General features: G+C 43.8%; 15 protein-coding genes. 10 read left to right on the plus strand and 5 right to left on the minus strand.

Going from position 1 to position 16,143, the window contains the following annotated elements; genetic code table 11:
- Positions 1-8 precede the first annotated feature (8 nt).
- The gene (moeA, locus tag EGC80_RS05520; RefSeq protein ID WP_124012986.1) at positions 9-1,262 is read right to left on the minus strand and encodes a molybdopterin molybdotransferase MoeA; all 1,254 of its coding nucleotides are present in this window, start codon (positions 1,260-1,262) and stop codon (positions 9-11) included.
- A 134-nt stretch (positions 1,263-1,396) separates the two neighbouring features.
- Here moeA and EGC80_RS05525 point away from each other — a divergent pair, with 134 nt between their 5' ends.
- A complete protein-coding gene (locus EGC80_RS05525; RefSeq protein WP_308199794.1) occupies positions 1,397-1,711 on the plus strand; it encodes a GIY-YIG nuclease family protein in 315 nt (104 codons plus the stop codon).
- 8 nt (positions 1,712-1,719) lie between these two features.
- On the opposite strand, the gene EGC80_RS05530 is transcribed toward EGC80_RS05525, so the two are convergent.
- The 4 genes from EGC80_RS05530 to hslR all read right to left on the minus strand — a co-directional run bounded on the left by EGC80_RS05530 (position 1,720) and on the right by hslR (position 6,863).
- Positions 1,720-3,579 carry a M14 family metallopeptidase gene (locus EGC80_RS05530; protein WP_124013018.1) on the minus strand — a complete coding sequence of 620 codons (1,860 nt, stop codon included), beginning with the start codon at positions 3,577-3,579 and terminating at the stop codon, positions 1,720-1,722.
- Positions 3,580-3,769: 190 nt separating this feature from the next.
- Positions 3,770-5,326: a phosphoenolpyruvate carboxykinase gene (locus EGC80_RS05535; protein WP_124012988.1), complete on the minus strand. Its 1,557-nt coding sequence runs from the start codon at positions 5,324-5,326 to the stop codon at positions 3,770-3,772.
- 252 nt (positions 5,327-5,578) lie between these two features.
- Positions 5,579-6,439, minus strand: coding sequence for an Hsp33 family molecular chaperone HslO (hslO, locus tag EGC80_RS05540; RefSeq protein WP_124012989.1), 861 nt, complete (start codon positions 6,437-6,439; stop codon positions 5,579-5,581).
- A gap of 10 nt (positions 6,440-6,449) precedes the next feature.
- Positions 6,450-6,863 carry a ribosome-associated heat shock protein Hsp15 gene (gene hslR / locus EGC80_RS05545; RefSeq protein WP_124012990.1) on the minus strand — a complete coding sequence of 138 codons (414 nt, stop codon included), beginning with the start codon at positions 6,861-6,863 and terminating at the stop codon, positions 6,450-6,452.
- Between the two features lie 263 nt (positions 6,864-7,126).
- Between hslR and gspC the strand changes: the two genes are divergently transcribed.
- The 9 genes from gspC to gspK all read left to right on the plus strand — a co-directional run bounded on the left by gspC (position 7,127) and on the right by gspK (position 16,133).
- Positions 7,127-8,041, plus strand: coding sequence for a type II secretion system protein GspC (gene gspC, locus EGC80_RS05550; protein WP_124012991.1), 915 nt, complete (start codon positions 7,127-7,129; stop codon positions 8,039-8,041).
- A gap of 24 nt (positions 8,042-8,065) precedes the next feature.
- Entirely contained in the window at positions 8,066-10,195 is a 2,130-nt protein-coding gene (gene gspD, locus EGC80_RS05555; protein ID WP_124012992.1) for a type II secretion system secretin GspD, read from the plus strand.
- A gap of 7 nt (positions 10,196-10,202) precedes the next feature.
- A complete protein-coding gene (gene gspE, locus EGC80_RS05560) occupies positions 10,203-11,747 on the plus strand; it encodes a type II secretion system ATPase GspE (protein ID WP_372491462.1) in 1,545 nt (514 codons plus the stop codon).
- Positions 11,748-11,750: 3 nt separating this feature from the next.
- Positions 11,751-12,983 carry a type II secretion system inner membrane protein GspF gene (gene gspF / locus EGC80_RS05565; RefSeq protein WP_124012993.1) on the plus strand — a complete coding sequence of 411 codons (1,233 nt, stop codon included), beginning with the start codon at positions 11,751-11,753 and terminating at the stop codon, positions 12,981-12,983.
- Positions 12,984-13,083: 100 nt separating this feature from the next.
- A complete protein-coding gene (gspG, locus tag EGC80_RS05570) occupies positions 13,084-13,518 on the plus strand; it encodes a type II secretion system major pseudopilin GspG (RefSeq protein ID WP_101033643.1) in 435 nt (144 codons plus the stop codon).
- Between the two features lies 1 nt (position 13,519).
- Entirely contained in the window at positions 13,520-14,092 is a 573-nt protein-coding gene (gene gspH, locus EGC80_RS05575; RefSeq protein WP_101033644.1) for a type II secretion system minor pseudopilin GspH, read from the plus strand.
- On the plus strand, positions 14,085-14,492 hold the full coding sequence (gene gspI / locus EGC80_RS05580) for a type II secretion system minor pseudopilin GspI (RefSeq protein WP_232772114.1): 408 nt from the start codon (positions 14,085-14,087) through the stop codon (positions 14,490-14,492). The genes gspH and gspI overlap by 8 nt, the downstream gene beginning before the upstream one ends.
- On the plus strand, positions 14,473-15,147 hold the full coding sequence (gspJ, locus tag EGC80_RS05585) for a type II secretion system minor pseudopilin GspJ (protein WP_101033646.1): 675 nt from the start codon (positions 14,473-14,475) through the stop codon (positions 15,145-15,147). Before gspI ends, gspJ begins: the two co-directional genes overlap by 20 nt.
- The gene (gene gspK, locus EGC80_RS05590; protein WP_101033648.1) at positions 15,147-16,133 is read left to right on the plus strand and encodes a type II secretion system minor pseudopilin GspK; all 987 of its coding nucleotides are present in this window, start codon (positions 15,147-15,149) and stop codon (positions 16,131-16,133) included. The genes gspJ and gspK overlap by 1 nt, the downstream gene beginning before the upstream one ends.
- Positions 16,134-16,143: the final 10 nt, after the last annotated feature.

The raw sequence follows: 16,143 nt of genomic DNA on the forward strand, positions 1-16,143 counted from the left end.
ATTTATTCCTAACACAACACATGATTAAATGGTTCTATAGTAACTTGGGTTCCTTGGGCGGTGTCACCTTGGTCTTGATCTAATATCACAAAGCAATTCGCTAAACTCATTGACGTGAGCATGCCAGAGCCTTGGCCGCCGGTAATGGCTACCTCAAGCTCACCCAACTCATTACGACTGAGTATGGCGCGTTGGTATTCGACTCTGCCAGGATGTTTGCGTATGTCAGTCAGTAACCGCGCTTGGCAAAATAAAGGCGTAACCGGTTTTAGTCCCTGCATTTTATGTAAAATAGGCAACACCAATTTATAAAACGTCACCATCGATGAGACTGGATTACCGGGTAAACCGCAAAAAACAGCATTGCCTACTTTACCAAATGCAAACGGCTTTCCTGGCTTAATAGCCAGTTTCCAAAAGGTGATGTGACCTTCTTCTGATAAAATTTGCTTAATAAAATCGGCTTCACCAACCGAGACTCCGCCTGATGTTAACACCATATCAGCTTGGCTTGCTGCTTCTCTAAATGCGCCACGAATAGCTTCTTTATTGTCGGCTATGACGCCTAAATCAATCCATTCAACATGGCTTTTACTTAATAAACCTTGGATTGAATAGCGGTTAGAGTCATAAATTTGTCCTGGTGCCAGTTCACTTCCCACTGGGCGTAATTCATCACCAGTGGAAAAGAAAGCGACTTTCAATTTACGTGTCACTCTAACGTGGCTAATACCGATGGTGGCGAGTACACCCATTTCTGCAGCACGGATAATGACACCACGGTGTAAGACTTTGGTACCGGCAAGCAGTTCTTCACCGCGACAGCGCACATTTGCGCCTAATCGATGCGGATGCTCAATGGTAATTTGGTTTTGGTCTGCTTGGGCTTTTTCTTGCATTTGCACGCTATCAAAACCCACAGGCACAGGTGCACCAGTCATAATACGAATACAGCTATTGGGTGGCACTTGGCCGTTGAAGGGGTGACCCGCAAAAGAACTACCCACTAGGGTGAGGGTTGTTTTATCCTGTGATGGGGTTAAGTCAGCAAACCGAAATGCGTAACCGTCCATTGCTGAGTTATCAAATGGAGGTAAATCAATACTTGAGGCGAGATCTTCGCCAAGTACTCTGTCGATTGCTTGGGTTAATGAAACGAGCTCGGTATCTTGGGTTGCTTCAACTTGAGCTAAAAGTTGCTCAATCGCTTGATCGGGATGAAGCAATGCTGGTTGAGCGCAAGGGTCTTGATTATTGGACATCAGCATTTCCTTAATGAATAGCTAAAATACCATGAGCAGCGTTATGGGCTGAAATAGGTGTTGGCTTTTTAATGGTGTTTAGTATGCCATGATGACACAAGAGTTTTATGATCACACTTAAGGTTTTAAATTTTATGTCGCAAAATAACGCCAATACGGCTTGGTATTTATACATTATTCGCTGTGCCAATTCACATTTGTACACTGGCATTACCACGGATATTGCGCGTCGTCTTGCCGAGCATCAAGCAAGCGGCCCTAAAGCGGCTAAATACCTAAAAGGTAAAGGGCCGTTAACCTTGGTTTACCAAGAGCAATTGACTGACCGAAGTGAGGCTGCGAAACGTGAAATTGTCATCAAGAAATATTCGCGTTCGCAAAAATTATCATTGATTGAACAGTATAAGCTAAGCCGTCACTCTACAAGCACCAACGCACTTGTAGAGTGATAGCGATATTATTTAGAGGCTCGTAATACTGGGTACTTCATGTATTCCTTATCGTAGTAAGGGCTGCGTTCATAAAACCAGCGTAATCTCGCTTTGCTATCTTGAGCAAAATCCGGATCCTTCAATGCTTGATCAAATTCGGCTTTTAGTGCTGGATTGTCGCTAAGCATTTTTGCCGCTAAAGGCTCAACTGCATAGTCTTCAATGTATTCTGTACGGGTAAAAATGGTATTAAAAAATCCCCAGTAAAACAAAGAGTCCTCAGCTTGAGGTTCAAGTAATAGCATGGCTAAATCACCTAAAGGCTGGTCGGTTGGGATACGCACACTCCCAGCAGGAAGATGGGTGGTAATTTTGTGGAGGGTTGTTTGCGCTGACACGGTTTGATGGCCTTCATAATCAGCACTTGAGAATATTGGCTTGCTGAATTGATATTGCTGCGCAGAAATCGATGTTGGTTTATTCAGTCGTGTCATTCTGATGCCATGTAAAGATAAACGATTAATAACCTCAGCCCACTGTGGCGGAATGTAATAAGCCACAGGACGAGTGACAGTGATCACTGGCTGGGTGTTCGCAATAACAGGTAGGTTACGGTATAGCTTAGGTGCTTCAGTCCAACGAACGACCTTATCGCCACTGATCGGGCTTTGCTCGATACGGTAATCCATACCTTTAAAGTCTCTACCTTGTGCCAAGGTTTCTTTTTGCCAACTGATGGTTAGCTTGCTTGGGTTTCGATATTTGTCTTTATTGATGGCAGTTTTTAGTTTAGTGCTATTTTTCGCCACCGTTTTAAGTGTTTGTTCAAGCATGACATAGGTGCCAAGGACTCGTTGCTTATAGGGTTTAAGGCTATGGTTTTCAATTAAAATAGTTGGTAAATGGCGCGCATCACCATAGCCATTAGAAAATCGCGGGCTAGGATTCCACAATGACAGACCTTTGCTCATGTCGGTGTTATCGTTGGCAAACACCAATGACCCCGGAATATGACCTTGTTCGGTTAAGGCTTGTTCAACGGCAGGACGGTAAATGGACTCCAGCCATGCAAAAATGCTTGGGCTATGTCCCTGCTCAACGTTGTAGCCAAAGGTGACATCATATTGGTAGTCAATGCCATCGGTCACATGGATATCAATGTATAAATCTGGCTGCCAAATAGTAATGGCACGGATAAGGTGCTGCATTTCTAGCGCATCTGCTTTGGCATAGTCGCGGTTTAAATTAAGATTCTTAGCCGTGGTGCGCCACCCCATATTCACCGGTCCACGCTGATTAACCCGGCTAAATTGACTGCTGCGCTCGTGAGCATCGACACTAAAAATGGGAATAAATAGTAAATTGACGTTTTTAAGTAATCCGCGTTTATTGCCATGGCTGATATCACGCAGTAGCATCATGCCAGCATCTTTACCGTCAATCTCTCCCGAGTGAATCCCCGCTTGCACTAAGACGGTTGCTTTACCATTATCGATTAATGCTGTTGCCGTTGATCCCCCGTCTTGCGATGCAACAATCATCCATATATCTCGTCCTTGGGGGCTTTTACCAATACTGACTTTTTGCAACATGTCACTGCTGTCGACGAGTTTATCTAACCATTCCATGGTGTCGTGATAGTTTGGGCTAGAAATATAGCCTTGCTGCTCAAAGGGGGTTACCCAAGGCTGATTTGCGCTTAACAGTAACGACTCACTCGCGCCTGACCAAGGACGCATTGGAGGCAGTATGCTGTCGTTTTCTAAATGCGCCATTTTCTCTGTCGGTACTAGGGGCGTCGACTGTGCAGTATCGTTAGCATGAGCGGATGTGGAACTGATGAATAATAAACTGACCAGTAAACTGGTAAGAAAAATACGGTGCATGAATACCCCTGTGAGCAATGATGGTGTTGAAACAATTACGTTAACGACATCATAGCATTGCACATCATCAGTTTCAGAGGCTTTTATGGTGATAAGTGAACTGAATTTATAGCGATAAAAAATCCCAACCGGAGTCGGGATTTTAGGCGTCATATTACATTAAGTGGACGGCGAAGAGTCGATGTATTGCTTATACGTTAGGGCCGGCATTTTTAATGGCATCAGACACGTGATATTTTGCAAAATTATCACTGAACTCTTGCGCGAGTTGCTGAGCATATTTGTTGTACTCAGCTTTGTCTGCCCATGTGTTAACAGGGTTCAACAATGCGGTGGTGACGCCTGAAACACTAACCGGTACATGTAGATTGAGCTTATCAATATAAAGCGTTTCAACATCTTTGAGCTCACCGCTAACAATGGCATCAACAATGGCTCGCGTTGTTGGAATATCAAAACGCTTACCTACACCATGTGGACCACCGGTCCAGCCAGTGTTGACCAGGTAAACTTGGCTGCCAAACGACTCAATGCGTGCCATTAATAACTCGGCATATACGCCTGCAGGGCGTGGGAAGAATGGTGCACCAAAACACGTCGAGAAGGTTGACTGGATTGCAGAAGTAGAACCCATTTCGGTTGAGCCTACTTTCGCGGTATAACCAGACAAGAAGTGATACGCCGCTTGCTCTTTACTTAACACCGATACTGGCGGTAATACGCCCGATACATCACAGGTTAAAAAGACGACCGCATGAGGTTCTGCGCCGCGATTACTTTCTTTACGCTGAGCTATATGTTCTAAAGGGTAGGCCGCGCGACTGTTTTCAGTCAGGCTGGTATCTTTATAGTCAGGCACTCGCTGTTCATCAAGTACGACGTTTTCTAATACAGTACCAAAACGGATAGCGTCCCAAATAACAGGTTCATTTTTTTGGCTTAAGTCGATACATTTTGCATAGCAGCCGCCTTCGATATTAAATACGCCACCGGGTGCCCAGCCGTGCTCGTCATCACCAATTAAAAACCGTTTTGGATCGGCAGAAAGAGTGGTTTTACCGGTACCAGATAAACCGAAAAACAAAGTAGTATCACCATCGTGGCCGACGTTAGCCGAACAATGCATTGGTAACACACCTTTTGCTGGTAATAAGAAGTTCTGTACCGAGAACATCGACTTTTTCATTTCTCCAGCGTACTTCAAGCCCACAAGAAGTACTTTTCGTTCGGCAAAGTTAAGAATAACGGCCGCTTCAGAATGGGTACCATCGCGTTCTGGTTCGCAAACAAATCCAGGCGCATTGATAATTTGCCAGACATCTTTGTTGCCACGATTAAATGTTGTTGGAGTGATAAATAAATTACGCGCAAAGAGTTGATGCCACGCATACTCAGTGGTTACATGTACTGGAATATAATGCTCGTCATCAGCGCCCACTTCGAGTTCAGACATAAATAACTCTTTGTCTGCAAGGTAAGCTTCTACACGACCCCATAATGCATCAAATTTACTGGCATCAAATGGACGGTTTACTTTGCCCCATTCAATATCAGCTTCGGTGTTTGCCTCTTTGACGATAAATCGGTCATTGGGTGAACGACCTGTTCTTTCCCCTGTTTTGGCCACTAAGGCACCATTTGCGGTGAGTTGACCCTCTCCACGAAGAAGCGCGATTTCTACAAGCTGTGCTGTCGTAGGATTGAGGTGAACGCGGTTTGATACATCCGCCATAGTGTTGATCTCCATGTCTTTTAGGTCGTGTTTCGCAATGAATCGCTATTGGGGTTAGGTGTTGAAACTTAGTTTGATATTTTGCTTGCGCAATGGCTATAAACTAATGTAGGAGATTGTAACGCAAGTTAACGCTCTGGTAACGAACAGTTTGGTTATTTTTTTGATGGGTTTTTGGTTGCAGGCATTTTTATCGGTGTTTTAGGGATAAAAAAAGCGCAAAGCGCGCTTTTTTTGTAATTTGTTACGTATCTATTACGTCATTGGTTACTGTTTTGATTGGCTGCTGTGGCTACCGGAATATAATGCCGCTATATCGATGGCATCAAAAGAGTATTTTGCTGTGCAGTACTCACAATCCATATCAATTTTGCCTTCCTCGGCCAAAATCGCTTCAACTTCAGCTTGCGGCAAGGTTTTAATGGCCGCGCCACTGCGTTCATAAGAACAGCTACATTTAAACGTCACATCAACAGGATCAAATAAGCGCACTTCTTCTTGATGATACAAGCGATGTAATACTTCTTCTGCATCAAGAGTGAATAACTCTTCTGCTTTGATGGTAGACGTCAATGTTGATATATGTTCAAAGTCATCATTTTGCTCCGACTTTGTTGGCAACACTTGCAGAAGCATACCTGCGGCTTGTTTACCGTTAGCAAATAACTGAATTTGAGTGGGTAATTGTTCTGATTGGTTAAAATATTCTTCTAAGCATGCAGCTAGGTTGACATGATCTAGCGACACAATCCCTTGATAACGCTCACCGTCATCAGGAGTTAGGGTAATGACCATATAGCCTTTACCAAACATTTGTTGCAAACTTGTATCTGTAGCAATATCGCCGTTCCAACGTGCTACACCACGTAAGACTTGCTTATTATTACCATTAATTACCGCCAAAGAGACTGGGCCATCGCCCTGTAATTGTACGCTAATGTCACCGGTAAACTTGATGGTTGCCGTGAGTAACGATGTCGCGGCCATTAACTCACCGATTAGACACTGTAATGCGACCGGATAGCTATGTGCAGAAAGCACTTCTTGGTAGCAGCGTTCTAATTGGACTATCTCGCCTCGCACATCGGCATTATCAAAAATGTAGCGCTGTAAAATATCATTGTTCATCTGTATTCTCTTACTCTTTGGGCGCTGAGTACTCTTTAAAGCGCATAATCTGTCGTCGTTGTTTTTTATCCGGCTTATGATCTGGGGCCGGATTATTTAAAATGTTGAGCCGTCGAGCTTCTGCATTGATAATACGTTTGCTAATGCTTTCAGGTGTTTCTTCGTATAGCGTTTGCGCCACACTCGCGCTTTGTCTATGTCCAGATAATTGGAGCACAATAATCTCTCGATCATCATGACCTTGACGAAGGCGGATTTTTGCACCGACTTCAGCATTCTTACTGGATTTAGTCCGTTGGCCGTTGTAATGTACTTTACCGCCATTTATCATGTCTTTGGCGATGGCGCGGGTTTTATAAAATCGTGCTGTCCATAGCCATTTATCGAGCCGGATAAAGCTTCTTTCGGGCTGAGCGTTAGTCAAATGACCTCCAAAACTGGGATGATTTCACAGACTGAGTAACCTAATTGCCATACAATGTGTATATTATCGTAATAAGGGCAATATTATGGCCTTTTTATGGGCGCAAAGTTAGCATATTTGATGGTGATCCGCCAATCGATATGCGCTAGGGTTGTTGCTTTATCCTGTGTGAGTTAGCATAACGGCTAAACATCTATTTAACGCATATTATTAACAACTAGAACAAAGACCTGTACCAACATGTATAGAGAGTCCAATAGCATATGGATGTATTAGATAAACTGATCGCTAACGCCGCAAAAATACCACATAAGCCATTGAGTATTGTTGTATTTTGGCTTGGAATGATCACACTGTTGCTTTTAGCCGCACAGATAACATGGAAGTTGATGCCAGCATCATCGCAATCTGCGATGTGGCAACCATCCCCCATTTCAGCAGGCACTGCTAAGCGTATTGAGCTTGCTGGTGTACGTAACCTATTTCTTTTTGGCCGCTTAGATAATAATAGTAATAAACCCAAAGCTGAAGTCGTAGAACAAATCACTGACGCGCCTAAAACAAACTTGTCAATTCAGTTGAGGGGGGTTGTTGCGTCGACTGCGGAAGATCAGGGGTTAGCCGTTATTGAGTCAAGCGGGCAACAAGAAACCTATAGCTTAGGTGATAAAATTAAGGGAACTTCAGCTGCTTTAAAAGAAGTTTATGCTGATCGCATCATTATTAGTAACGGCGGTCGTTATGAAACCTTGATGCTTGATGGCCTTAAATATTCCGCGCAAAGTGACGCAAATACTCATTTACAACAAGCGAAAGTCGATCAACAAGTGACCCGAGTTGATCGTCGCGATAATCAACGTTTTTCTGAAGAACTGTCTAATTCTCGTGAAGAGTTATTAGCCGACCCCAGTAAAATAACTGATTTTTTAGCTATCTCACCTGTACGTAATGGTGATGAATTAGCTGGTTATCGTTTAAATCCTGGTAAAGATGTTGCGTTGTTTAAGCAAGCGGGTTTTCAGGCTAATGATTTAGCCAAATCAATAAATGGATTTGATCTGACCGATATGGGTCAGGCATTAGAAGTGATGGCACAACTGCCTGAGCTCACCGAAATGGCTGTCATGGTTGAGCGTGAAGGGCAGTTGGTCGAAATCATGTTTAGTTTGCCAGAATAATTTGGCGTTAGAGGATTGAATAAAATGAATAAAAAAGGGATCCGACATAAGATTATTGCTGGAATGCTGGTGGGCGCTGCGATGATAGCGGCACCGAGTGCTTGGTCGGAACAATATGCCGCCAATTTTAAAGGCACTGATATTCAAGAGTTTATTAATATTGTTGGTAAAAATCTCAATAAAACGATAATTGTCGATCCAACGGTACGTGGCAAAATTAATGTCCGCAGTTACGACTTGTTGAATGATGATCAATATTACCAATTCTTCCTTAACGTCCTTCAAGTGTATGGCTATGCAGTGGTTGAAATGGATAACCACATCATTAAAGTGATTAAAGATAAAGATGCCAAAATGGCCTCTATCCGTGTCGCCGATGACAATGCGCCTGGCGTTGGTGATGAAATGGTCACCCGTATTGTTCCGTTATACAATTCTGAAGCTAAGCAACTTGCACCGTTACTGCGTCAGTTAAATGATAATGCTGGTGGTGGTAATGTTGTTAATTATGACCAATCGAATGTATTAATGATTTCTGGCCGTGCAGCGGTAGTGAATAAGCTGGTAGAAATCGTCCGTCGAGTGGATAAACAAGGTGATACAGACGTGCAAGTGGTGGCATTAGACTATGCCTCTGCGGGGGAGATTGTCCGCATTATAGACACCCTATATCGCACGACAGCTAACCAATCACAACTGCCTGGTCAAGCACCTAAAGTGGTGGCTGACGAGCGCATGAATGCCGTTATTGTCAGTGGCGATGAAAAAAGCCGTCAACGTGTGATCGAGTTAATTAGACGTCTAGATGCAGATCAAGCGAATACCGGCAATACCAAAGTCCGTTATTTGCATTACGCCAAGGCGGAAGACTTGGTTGAAGTATTAACTGGGTTTGCACAAAATTTACAAGATAATAAAGACGGGGCTGGCAGCCAACAAGGCAATTCAAGTAAACGTCGTAGTGATATTAACATTATGGCTCACAGTGATACCAACGCGCTGGTTATTAGCGCCGAACCTGATCAACTGCGGACGATTGAAAGCGTCATTAATCAGCTCGACATTCGCCGTCCTCAAGTACTCGTTGAAGCCATTATTGTTGAAATCGCTCAAGGCGATAACGTGGGATTTGGGGTGCAATGGGGCAGCGAAGCCGGTGGCTTAACTCAGTTTAACAACATTGGTGCAACCATAGGAGAAGTCGGTGCTGGAGTCTGGGCGGCTCGTGAAACAGACGGTACTACGGTTACCACGACCTCAGGCGTTGATTCTACAACTACTACTAATCCAACCTCAGACGGCGACTACACCTTGATTGCCCAAGCTCTAGGGAAAGTCAATGGTATGGCATGGGGCTTGACCACAGGTAACTTTGCTGCACTTATCCAAGCTGTTTCAAGCGATACCAATTCAAACGTATTAGCAACCCCATCTATCACCACATTAGACAACCAAGAAGCCTCTTTTATTGTCGGTGATGAAGTGCCGATCCTTACTGGCTCAACCTCAAGTTCAAGCAATGACAATCCTTTCCAAACCGTTGAGCGTAAAGAAGTCGGTGTTAAGTTAAAGGTTGTGCCGCAGATTAACGAAGGCTCATCGGTTAAATTAACCATAGAGCAAGAAGTCTCGGGTGTGAATGGTAATACCGGTGTGGATATCAGCTTCTCTACGCGTCGTTTAACGACCACTGTTATGGCTGATTCTGGGCAAATTGTGGTTTTAGGTGGATTAATTAACGAAGAAGTACAAGAAAGTGTTCAAAAAGTACCTTTTCTTGGCGATATTCCTTTTCTAGGTCATTTATTCAGGTCTTCATCGAGTAAAAAGATCAAGAAAAATCTAATGATTTTCATTAAACCCACCATAATCCGTGACGGCATTACAATGGAAGGTATTGCAGGTCGTAAATACAATTACTTCAGAGCATTACAGCTTGAACAACAAGCTCGTGGTATTAATCTAATGCCAAATACTGATGTTCCTGTACTGGAAGAATGGGATCAAGAGGCATACTTACCTGATGACGTTAATGACGTGCTAGAGCGTTATAAAAGCGGCCAAGGTTTAGGAACAAAAATGCGTGAAACCGATCCGGCATTGCGTTCAATTGATGAAAGCATGCAAAAGGACAAGGCTCAAAATAATGACTGATAGCGTGATGACCGAGCCATTAGCTCAAGTATCAAGTGACGTCGCCATGGAAGTTGTCGAAGGTGACGGGGTTTTTCACTCCAATAGCAAAGAGCGTTTGCCGTTCGCCTTTTCACACCGTTTTCAATTGGTGTTAGCGAAAGAGAACGAGCAACTTTGTCTTTTCTATACCGATAACACACCACTCAGTGCCATGTTAGAAGTGCGGCGCTATGCCGATGTCGAGTTACCTTTAGTCAAGCTAGAGGTGACTCATTTTGAGGCTAAACTCACTCAAGCGTATCAATCTAATTCTTCAGAAGCCCAACAGCTAATGGAAGATATTGGTAACGAAATGGACTTGTTTACCCTGGCTGAAGAACTGCCACAAACTGAAGACTTGCTCGAAGGTGATGACGACGCGCCGATTATTAAATTAATTAATGCATTATTGTCGGAAGCGATTAAAGAAGAAGCATCAGATATTCACGTCGAAACTTATGAGAAACAACTAATTGTTCGTTTCCGTATTGATGGCGTATTAAAAGAAGTGTTAAAGCCGAATCGTAAATTATCGTCCTTGTTGGTGTCGCGCATTAAAGTGATGGCACGTTTAGATATCGCCGAAAAACGCCTGCCTCAAGATGGTCGTATTTCGTTACGTATTGCCGGTCGTGCCGTTGATGTTCGGGTATCGACCATGCCATCAAGTCATGGTGAACGCGTGGTAATGCGTTTGCTGGATAAAAATACCGGTAACTTAGACTTAGAACAACTGGGAATGACGCTCGGCATTCGCGAAAAATTCGATGAGTTAATTCGTAAGCCACACGGGATCATTCTAGTGACAGGCCCAACCGGGTCAGGTAAAAGTACCACCTTGTATGCTGGGTTAACGGAAATCAATTCTAAAGACACTAATATTTTAACGGTTGAAGATCCGATTGAATATGAGTTAGAAGGCATTGGTCAAACTCAGGTTAACACTAAGGTTGATATGACCTTTGCTCGTGGGTTGCGCGCGATTTTACGTCAGGACCCCGACGTAGTGATGATTGGTGAGATCCGCGATTTAGAAACTGCGCAGATTTCAGTGCAAGCTTCATTAACCGGCCACTTGGTTATTTCAACCTTACACACGAATACGGCATCAGGGGCGATTACCCGTTTGCAAGACATGGGGGTAGAGCCCTTTTTAGTCTCATCAAGTTTACTTGGCGTGCTCGCTCAGCGACTAATCCGTACATTATGCCCCATTTGTAAAGAAGCACACGAGCCCGATGAGCGTGAACGTGAATTACTGGGTATTACCGCAAACGACACTCGGGTCATTTATCGCGCTAAAGGCTGCAAAGCCTGTAGTCAAAATGGTTATCGCGGTCGAACTGGTATCCATGAATTGCTCATTGTTGATGATAATGTCCGTGAATTAATTCATGGCGGCAGGGGTGAGTTAGCCATTGAAAAACACGTGCGAAAATCGATTCCAAGTATTCGTCATGACGGCATGAGTAAAGTACTCGCCGGTGTGACGACGCTAGAAGAAGTATTACGCGTTACACGCGAGGAGTAATCAATGGCGGCGTTTGAATACAAAGCCCTCGATAGTAAAGGCAAACAGCAAAAAGGTGTGATCGAAGCTGATACCGCACGCCATGCTAGAGGCCAGCTGCGTGAGCAGCACCTTATGCCACTGGAACTCCAGCCGGTCAATGAGAAAGAAGCCCGCTCACAGCGTGGTGGCTTTAACCTAGCGAATTTGTTTAAGAGACGGATTTCAGTTGCCGAACTTGCGTTGATCACTCGCCAAATCGCGACACTGGTGGCAGCGGGTTTACCGATTGAAGAAGCGCTAAAAGCGGTGGGACAACAATCAGAAAAAGATCGTTTAGGCAGCATGATTATGGCTGTGCGTTCTCGGGTGGTTGAAGGTTACAGTTTAGCGGACTCAATGGCCGAGTTTCCGCACGTGTTTGATGATTTATTCCGTGCGATGGTGGCCTCGGGTGAGAAATCAGGCCATTTAGAAGTGGTGCTTAACCGATTAGCTGATTACACCGAGCGTCGTCAACAACTCAAAACAAAGCTAACTCAGGCAATGATTTATCCTATCGTATTAACCGTGGTCGCTATTGGTGTCATCGCCGTGTTACTTGCTGCTGTGGTGCCGAAGGTGGTTGGGCAGTTTGAGCACATGGGGCAAGAATTACCTGGAACGACCCAGTTTTTAATTCTTGCATCTGATTTTGTGCAACATTGGGGGGTGTTGGTTGTACTGCTCATCTTTGGTTGCATGATTGTTTTTCAGCGTATGCTGACCAATCCGCTAATGCGGATGAAATTTGACACTGCACTATTGCAAATGCCAGTGATTGGTAAAGTCAGTAAAGGATTAAATACCGCCAGATTCGCGCGCACATTAAGTATTTTGTCAGCGAGTTCGGTACCGTTACTTGATGGAATGCGTATCGCCAGTGAAGTGTTACAGAATGTCAAAGTGCGTGCCGCTGTCGATGATGCAACGGCCCGAGTCAGAGAAGGAACTAGTTTGGGCAATGCGTTGACTAATACTAAGTTATTCCCTGCAATGATGTTGTATATGATTGCATCTGGAGAAAAAAGCGGTCAATTAGAGAATATGCTTGAACGCGCCGCAGATAACCAAGACCGAGATTTTGAGTCGAACGTGAATATAGCTTTGGGGGTTTTTGAGCCCATGCTAGTCGTCAGTATGGCATCGGTTGTATTATTTATTGTAATGGCAATTTTACAGCCTATTTTAGAGTTAAATAATTTGGTTACCGGCTAGGTTTTAGACTGTGTATATCTTGGTAGACTAAACATGTAACCAAGCGTAAGAGCTGATTTTTACGCTTGAATATAGAGACAATTTTTAGAGGAAGTAAGCAATGCAACATAATAATATGCAACGAGGTTTCACCTTACTCGAAGTAATGGTAGTAATTGTTATTTTAGGTATTTTAGCGTCAATGGTTGTGCCCAATCTCATGGGTAATAAAGACAAAGCCGACCAACAAAAAGCCATATCAGATATTGTTGCGCTAGAAAATGCATTGGACATGTATAAGTTAGACAACAGTATTTATCCAACGACGGAACAAGGTCTTGATGCGTTAGTGCAAAAGCCTAACTCGTCACCAGAGCCGCGTAATTTCCGTGAAGGTGGTTATGTTAAGCGTCTACCTCAAGACCCATGGCGCAGTGACTATTTACTCTTAAGCCCTGGTGAATATGGAAAGATTGATATTTTCAGTGCAGGCCCAGACGGACAACCAGGTTCTGAAGATGATATCGGAAGCTGGAATTTACAAGATTTTCAATAAAATGATTCAACATCGTCAAGCCGGCTTCACCTTACTTGAGGTGTTGATCGTGGCATTGCTCATGGGGTTGGTGGCCTCAGCGGTAACCTTATCTATGAATGTTGCTGGGCCGGAACAGATGCTCAAAAAACCAGCGCGACGTTTTATCGCCGCGACTGAGATGGTGCTTGATGAAAGTGTGTTAAGCGGCCAGTTTATTGGTATTGTGATTGACGAAGATCAATATGAGTTTGTGTTTTATCAAGAAGGTAAATGGATGCCTGTTGAGCAAGATCGGCTATTATCGGCCGAAAAAATGGATGCCGGTATTACCTTAGATATTGTGATCGATGGTATGCCATTAGTTCAAGAAGACGAGCAAAATGAGTCTTGGTTTGATGAGCCTTTTATCGACGAAAAGAGCGAAGAAGAAAAAAAGAAACACCCTGAACCGCAAATATTATTGTTTCCCAGCGGTGAGATGACACCATTTGAGCTGGGTTTTAATATGATAAATGACGACAGTCAGCCGGTCAATGTACTGGTTGTTGGTGACGCGTTAGGCCGCTTAACATTAGGGCGTGTAGATGAATAAAGTAGCCTTCAATCGACACCCTATTCACATGCGCGGTAAAAGCCGTGGCATGACCTTACTTGAGGTGATAGTTGCTTTAGCGGTATTTTCAATTGCTGCGGTATCGGTGACAAAAAGCTTGAGTGAGATCATGGCTAATATGCCCATTTTAGAAGAACGAACTTTAGCGCAATGGGTGGCCAGTAACCAAATGGTCGACGTGCGATTGCCTGGTACCTTTCCTGATATAGGCCAAAAAACAGGTCAGTCAGAACTCGCAGGCCGTGAATGGTATTGGCGCCAAGAAGTGATTAAGACGACAGATGATAAATTTAGGATGATCCGTATTAGCGTCAGTGACGATGATAAATTTAACCGTGTGGCTGCTCAGGTAAATAGTTATGTGCATAACAAAGGTTAAGCATTTAAGCGGTTTTACCTTACTCGAAATGCTTATCGCGATTGCAATTTTTGCCATGTTGGGTATTGCGGCTAACTCAATATTATCGACGGTGATGAAAAATGATGAAGTCACCAAAGAGTTCGCTGATCGGCTTAAGTCATTACAACAGGGTTTTGGTGCGTTAGAACGCGATTTGGGCCAAATGGTCGCGCGTACACCCAGGTTAATTGACGGCCGCGGCAGTCAATTTTTTCAAGTGGGTGGCAATATTCTCGACTCAGAGACCGAAGCATTGATGTTTTACCGTTTAGGTTGGTTAAACCCTGATGGTATGTTACCCAGAGGCAGTTTGCAGTCGGTGGCCTATGTGGTCCAAAATGGCCGATTAGAACGCTGGTATTATCCTTATCCAGAGCCAATATCAGGAGCCGAACCATTAAAAAGTGTCGTGATTGACCATGTCTTATCGATTGAATATTCGTTTTATATGGATGATAAATGGCAGAAGAATGTTGATGGAACTGTGATGCCAAAAGGGATCGCGATGGAAATAGAGTTAGAGGGTTTGGGTAAAATCCAACGTCGATTTTTATTACCTAAAGGTGCTCCAGCGACCAAGTCTACAGCGGACGATGATAAGCAAGGCAATAACAACAACGGCGGGTCAGTATAATGGGCGGCCAAAAGCAACGAGGTGTTGCGTTAATTGTGGTGATGTTGATTGTCGCTATGGTAGTGATTATTGCTACCAACATTAGCAGCCGTAATCAGCTTTCAATGCGCCGAACGCTTAATTTAGCCCAATATGACCAGGCTTACTGGTATGCTCTTTCTGCGGAAGAATTGGCGATGAAAGTACTCAAGCAAGATTTTGAAGACTCAGAAGGGACGGTACATTTACAGCAGTACTGGGCCTTAGCCAATGTCGCTTTTCCGGCCGAATATGGTGAAATTGTTGGTGAAGTACAAGATATGCGGGCTTGCTTTAATGTTAATGCCGTTGGGCAAGCTTCAACCCAGACCGATAATGGTCAGCCCAAAATGACGGTAGCAGCAAGACAGTTCCAAGCGCTACTGATCAGTTTAGGGGTAGGTGATTTTGGTGCAGAGAAACTCACTTATACCCTTAAAGATTATATCGACCAAGACACGTTATCTGCACCATATGGGGCTGAAGATGCTGAATATGAGTCGCGTAATGTGCCATATCGTGCCGCCAATACCTTGATGCAGCATCGCAGTGAGTTACGCGCAGTATTAGGGTTTAGCCAAGATGTTTATCTGAATCTTTCACCTTATGTGTGTGCAATACCCGGTGAAGATAGCCAGTTATTGAATGTGAATACCATTAAGGTTGAGCAGGCCGCTTTACTTGCTGGGATGCTTGAAAATAAAATTTCAGTGAGTGAAGCTGAAAACATTATCAATAATCGTCCCGCGGATGGGTATGAAAAAATTGAAGAGTTTTGGGAAAGTTCGTCACTGAGTGGCATCAATTCCGAAGCGAATGCAAAGTCGAGTTTTGTCGTTGATAGTCAGTACTTTTTATTGAAATCTGGTGCTAAAGTAGATAACGCATTATTTCGAATGGAAAGCGTACTTAAGCGCAATGGTAACAATTTAGATGTGCTCACCCGTCAGTATGGTGGCCAACAATAATAACAAATTC

This window comes from Shewanella psychromarinicola, from assembly GCF_003855155.1.
Taxonomy (GTDB): domain Bacteria; phylum Pseudomonadota; class Gammaproteobacteria; order Enterobacterales; family Shewanellaceae; genus Shewanella; species Shewanella psychromarinicola.